Source organism: Pirellulales bacterium (assembly GCA_036490175.1).
Taxonomy (GTDB): Bacteria; Planctomycetota; Planctomycetia; order Pirellulales; family JACPPG01; genus JACPPG01.
Genome location: DASXEJ010000147.1, coordinates 1 through 5068 on the forward strand (window position 1 = coordinate 1; position 5068 = coordinate 5068).

At 60.4% G+C, this 5068-nt stretch carries 6 protein-coding genes; 4 read left to right on the forward strand and 2 right to left on the reverse strand.

The window, feature by feature from the left end; translation table 11 throughout:
* The coding region (locus VGG64_11520; GenBank protein HEY1600226.1) for a gfo/Idh/MocA family oxidoreductase at window positions 1-304 on the forward strand (304 nt) is incomplete at its 5' end.
* A gap of 158 nt (window positions 305-462) precedes the next feature.
* Complete coding sequence (locus tag VGG64_11525; GenBank protein HEY1600227.1) at window positions 463-930, forward strand: cupin domain-containing protein; 468 nt, start codon at window positions 463-465, stop codon at window positions 928-930.
* A gap of 100 nt (window positions 931-1030) precedes the next feature.
* Here the strand turns inward: VGG64_11525 and VGG64_11530 are convergent, their stop codons facing one another.
* Window positions 1031-1471 carry a hypothetical protein gene (locus tag VGG64_11530; GenBank protein ID HEY1600228.1) on the reverse strand — a complete coding sequence of 147 codons (441 nt, stop codon included), beginning with the start codon at window positions 1469-1471 and terminating at the stop codon, window positions 1031-1033.
* Between the two features lie 83 nt (window positions 1472-1554).
* On the reverse strand, window positions 1555-3291 hold the full coding sequence (locus VGG64_11535) for an NADPH-dependent assimilatory sulfite reductase hemoprotein subunit (GenBank protein HEY1600229.1): 1737 nt from the start codon (window positions 3289-3291) through the stop codon (window positions 1555-1557).
* 303 nt (window positions 3292-3594) lie between these two features.
* On the opposite strand from VGG64_11535, the gene VGG64_11540 reads away from it, so the two are divergent.
* Both VGG64_11540 and folD read left to right on the forward strand, forming a co-directional pair.
* A complete protein-coding gene (locus VGG64_11540; GenBank protein ID HEY1600230.1) occupies window positions 3595-4041 on the forward strand; it encodes a phosphatidylglycerophosphatase A in 447 nt (148 codons plus the stop codon).
* A 92-nt stretch (window positions 4042-4133) separates the two neighbouring features.
* Entirely contained in the window at window positions 4134-4997 is an 864-nt protein-coding gene (gene folD / locus VGG64_11545; protein ID HEY1600231.1) for a bifunctional methylenetetrahydrofolate dehydrogenase/methenyltetrahydrofolate cyclohydrolase FolD, read from the forward strand.
* Window positions 4998-5068: the final 71 nt, after the last annotated feature.

Genomic DNA, 5068 nt, shown 5'->3' on the forward strand with positions numbered 1-5068 from the left:
CCGGATCAAGGTCCGAGGATGGGACGAGTGGCGTTTCCGCGGCGAGAAGCGCAACCCGTACCAGGTCGAGCACGATGATTTGTTTGCCAGCATCCGCGCGGGATCGCCGTTGAACGAGGCGGAAAACGGCGCGCTATCGACGATGACCTCGATCCTTGGACGCATGGCAACCTACTCGGGCAAGATGATCACCTGGGACCAGGCCATTGGCTCGGACATCAACCTGGCGCCCAAGGAATACGCCTTTAGCGCCACGCCGCCCGTGCCGGTCGTGGCCACGCCGGGCGTTACGCAGGTCGTGTAAGGAGGCACTCGGCGTTAGGTTGCAGGTAGAGAAGAAAATTATGTTGGAAATTGAACCGCCGAATACCCGTCGCGGGTACTCGGCGGTTTTTTATTGCTGGCCGTGGCAATGTGCGGCGTGCACACGGTATTCTTACTCGTTCATTCACGGTGGAATGCATGACCGATAAACGCACGCCGCAACTGATTGGTCCACGGCAGGGGCAGGCGTATTCCGTTGTCGGGGACCGATATATCTTCAAGGTCACGGGCGCAGAGAGTGACGGCGCTTACGCTTTCTTCGACTTCTTCATCCCGCCGGGCAATGGCTCGCCGCCGCATGTGCATCATCGCGAAGACGAGGGCTTTCATATTCTGGCGGGCGAGCTGACGTTCTTCATCGGTGCCGAGCGACAGCGCGTTGTCGCGCGGGTGGGGGACTTTGTGCATGCGCCGCGCGACGTGCCGCACTTCTTTCGGAACGAGGGACCGGTTCCGGTTCACGCGTTGGCCTTGGTGGCGCCGGCCGGGCTCGAACGCTTTTTCGCCGAGGTCGGAATTCCGCTCGATTCGGCCGAGGCAGACCCGCTGCCGGCGGCGCCCGAGCAAATGAAGAAGATGCTGGAAGTGGCGCCGAAATATGGGTAAGAGATCCTCGGTCCGCCGCCGTGGGTCGGCGAGGGGCATTAAGCGATGCTTTAAGTCGCTGCGCGTTCCAATTCAGGCTGACGCAGTGACCAATCTTGGCCTAGGCCGCGCGCGAGTCGATTGCACGCGCCGTGGCAATTGTGCCCTGTCCTTCCCGCGGCCAGCGGTACAGTCGACCCATGATCACCAGAAAGGGGGCGAGATAGATGATGTCGGCAAAGAACAGGATCGGCAAAAACGCAAGCGGCATCTTGCCTACGACCAGGTAGCCGATGCCCAAGAGCGATCCCAGGAACTTACTGAGGAATCCCAACGTCAGCACGTTGCGGTTCTCAACTGGGTTCCAGGCCACCATCCAGTAGCCAACGCCGAACAGCCCGACCAGCATGCCAACCAGTTGCAGCGGCAGCATCAACTCGGGCTTAGGCAGGTCAAGGAAGCGGAAGCCCTCGTGATAGAAGATCATCATGCCGAGGCCTGCCAGGATGTTGTAACCCCCGACGAACCACAGCAGATAGTTCATCCACGGCTTTAGCGGCATCGGGCCTCCATTCCCATTCTGCAGGTGATAGGTGCAAGCATAATCGCTTGCCACTCCATCCCATTTTTGCGCCAGTGACGGACCTAGGCACTCGCTTGCGCTGCGTACCCGCCGGTCCAATCGAGCAGGTCGGCCATTCCCTTGCGGTGACAGAAATCGCCGAAAGTCTCGTCCGGCTCGCGTTCTTGCTTGAAGTAAGCGAGGACCGGAACCAACGTGCTCACCAACTCTTCGGCGGGCACCATGTCCTTATAGATCTCGTTGAGTCGGTTCCCCAGCAGCCGACCCCCCAGGAAAACCGTATATTTTCCAGCGGCTTTGCCCACCAGGCCGATATCCGAGTTGTACGGTCGGGCACAGCCATTGGGGCAGCCCGTCATACGCACCGTGAACGTTTCGTTGGAGAGGCCAAGCCTTGCCAGCTCGACTTCCAACTCGTCGATCACGCCGGGTAGGGCACGTTCGGCCTCGGTAATCGATAGGCCGCAGGTCGGCCAGGCCACGCAGGCCATCGACCATCGCCGCACGGCGGAAATCTCGTTCGACAGCTTGGCTCCGTGGTCGCGGAGAATCTGCTCGATTGCTTGGCGATCCTCAGCAGCCACGTTCGTGAACAACAAGCTCTGGTGCGAGGTCAGCCGGATGCCCGGCGCGAACTGCGTGCAGATTTCGCGGAGCGCCGTTTTAAGTTGCAGATGATCGTTGTCGAGAATGCGCCCGTTCTCGACATTCAGGCCGTAGAACCAGCGACCGTCTCCCTGTTCGTGCCAGCCGAGATGATCGTCGAAGCCGTGAACATCGTCAGGCTGCGGACCGGGTAGCGGTGCGCCGTAATACTCTTCGACTTTGGCTTTGAACTTTTCCAAGCCCCATTCATGGATCAGGTACTTCATCCGTGCAACTTTGCGGTCGGCCCGATTCCCGAAGTCGCGCTGCACCTTGATGATCGCCGTAGTGACGTCGACGGCCTGGTCTGGCGTGATGAAGGCCATCCGCTGCGCCAACGCTGGGAATGTTTTCTTCGCACTGGGGGTCACGCCGAAACTGCCGCCGACCAATACGTTGTAGCCGATGATGCGGCCGTCGCGGGTGATGGCCATCAGCCCCAGGTCGTTGGTGTAAATGTCCACACAATTATCGCCCGGCAGGCCGATTGCTGTTTTGAACTTGCGCGGCAGATAGGTCGGTCCGTAGATCGGCTCGACTTCGTGGCCGTTGGCGCCGCCGCCAACGAGTGTTTCTTCACCCGTCTCGTTGTCGGTGAGCCACAGCTCGTGGTAGGCCGTGGTTCGTGGACAGAGATGCACGGCCAATCGATCGGCCAGGTCCTGCATTTCCTGGTGTACCGGGTCTTGATGGTGCGGCGCCGGACAGCACATGATATTGCGCTCGACGTCGCCGCAGGCAGCCAGGGTGGACAATTGCACCTGGTTGATCCGAGCGATGGCTTCTTTGAGGTGGCTCTTTAGCACGCCATGCAATTGCAGCCCCTGGCGCGTTGTGATCCGCAGGGTAGCGTTGCCCAACTCGTCACACAGATCGAGCTCGGCCAACAGTTGCGCGCTGGTCAGTTTGCCGCCGGGGATCTTGGTGCGGACCATGAAGCTATAGACTTTGTCGCCGCGGATGCCTCCGCCGGTGCGTCCACCGGCCCGAGCGTCGCGGTCGTCCTGCTGGTAGGTGCCGTGATGCTTGAGCAGATGCGTGCTGTCTTTGCCGAAATGGTCGAGGCCATCGACCATTTCGGCGCCGATTTCGCCGCGCAGGTAACAGCTGCTTGTTTTGACGATCTCGACCGGACTAAGCTTTTCGTCTGACATGAGATATCCAACTGGGCCCGTAGCCAGGCTGTCGCCGGCGAAAAGGCGGACTTGGAGGTGAATCTATAGCAATGCGACCAGATTTGTCGTCATTCTACGCTGCCATGCCTTAAAGATACAGGGACCGGGGCGGACCGTCACTATCGATTCGCAAGTGGAGCCGGCCGAAATCCCAGCCGTTGAAGAGCGCCGGCTATCGTTGCCGCCTTTTGCGGGCCCGGATAGCATGCGCCCATGAATGAAGTTGTGCAGCCTGCACCTGAACCAATTGCCCCACGACGTGGGCTAGCAGTTTGGTTAGCTATGGGGGGCGGGATTGGGCTGATGCCGGTTGCGCCGGGCACATGGGGCTCGTTGCTGGGCCTGCCGCTGGCCCGGGGAATTGGGTTGCTGCCGAACCCTTGGCTGCAGGGGGCGGCGTTAGCGACAATGGCCCTGGCCGGCGTGCTGATCTGCGCCCTGGCGGTGCGTCAATTGGGTGGACCTCACGATCCTGGCTTCATTGTTTTCGACGAGATCGTCGGCATGGCGGCGACGTTGTTTCTCGTGGATGCCACGCGGCCGATCAACCTGTTGCTGGGATTTGCGTTGTTTCGGCTGTTCGACGTGCTGAAGCCATCACCGGCGCGCGAGGTCGAACGGTTGCCTCACGGCTGGGGTATCATGGCCGACGACTTGGTGGCGGCCGTTTATGCCAGTCTGTCGCTGCGTCTGTTGTTATGGTTGGGCAGTTCTACCTGGGCACTGTAAAGCCCACGGTATAGTCCCCGCCGATGACACTACGGAGGCGTTTGCTAGAATGCCACCTTTCCGTGGGAAATAGGACTTCGGAGATCATCCGCTTGAGCGCAACGATTCTCGATGGAAAGGCCCTGGCGCAAAAGATTCAAGGCGAGTTGGCAGAAGAGGTTGCCGATTTCATCGAGAACAATGGCGTGGTGCCCTGCCTGACGGCGGTGCTGGTCGGCGATAATCCGGCCAGCGAAGTCTACGTTCGCAACAAGCGACAAGCCTGCGAACGACTGGGCATCGATGGACGCTTGGAACGCCTGCCGGCAACGGCTTCGATCGACCAGCTGTTGCAGATGGTCGCGCGGCTTAACAAGGATGAAGACGTACACGGCATCTTAGTGCAGTTGCCCCTGCCTGACGGGCTCGACGCGAAGCGGATCCTCGAGGCAGTCCACCCGCTGAAGGACGTGGACTGTTTTCATCCGCAAAATGTCGGACGGTTGATGCAGGGGAGGCCGCAGTTTCTGCCCTGCACTCCGCACGGAGTTCAAGAGTTGTTGCTACGGAATGGCGTCGAGATTGCCGGCCGACGAGTGGTGATCCTGGGTCGCAGCGACATCGTTGGCAAGCCCCTGGCCAATATGCTCATGCAGCGCGGCACCGGGGCCGACGCCACCGTAACCGTGTGTCATACACGCACGCGAAACATGGCCGAGATAACTCGTCAAGCGGACATTCTGATTGCCGCCATCGGTCAGGCGAAATTTGTTACGGCCGACATGGTCAAGACGGGCGCCGTGGTGATCGACGTCGGCATGAACCGCACCGAGGCAGGCTTAGTTGGCGACGTGGACTTTGCCGCCGTGCGCGAGGTGGCAGGGATGATCACGCCGGTGCCCGGTGGAGTGGGCCCGCTGACAATCACCATGCTGCTGGCGAACACATTGGCGGCGGCGCGCTTGCAGCAGACCTGAGGCAGACTCCACGATTCAATCCAAACAAAGGCGTTTGCAGCCTTTTTGTCGCCTCAGACCGAGGCGTCGCG